The organism is Oleiphilus sp. HI0125, from assembly GCF_001635355.1.
In genome coordinates this window covers 1-270 of sequence record NZ_LWGF01000493.1, presented here as the reverse complement: position 1 = coordinate 270, position 270 = coordinate 1, and the positions used below count along the sequence as shown (strand labels likewise).

Genomic DNA, 270 nt, shown 5'->3' with positions numbered 1-270 from the left:
GAAAATGTTACTAACGCTTTGTAGCGAGCAAATTAAACAAGGACTTCAATCGACTATTCTAAGTTGCGGCACAGTCAATGAAGAACCAAAAGCTATTGAGCTAGAAGCTAAAAAACTAGGTATTGATGTTATTCTGTGGCGGATGAAGTCGGGCTTGAATCGCCCTGGTATGCATGACATTTGGAAGTTGATTGTCGAAGAAGGTTTTACTCTTCTTCATTCGCACGGGTATAAGTTTAATGTATTACTCGCTTTAACTCGGCACAGTTA

Annotated in this window: 1 protein-coding gene; it reads left to right on the top strand. The window is 39.6% G+C overall.

Annotation, left to right across the window (positions count from 1 at the left end; all coding sequences use genetic code 11):
- Positions 1 to 270, top strand: a 270-nt coding sequence (locus A3762_RS27235; protein WP_197469076.1) for a hypothetical protein, incomplete at both ends; no start/stop codon positions are given.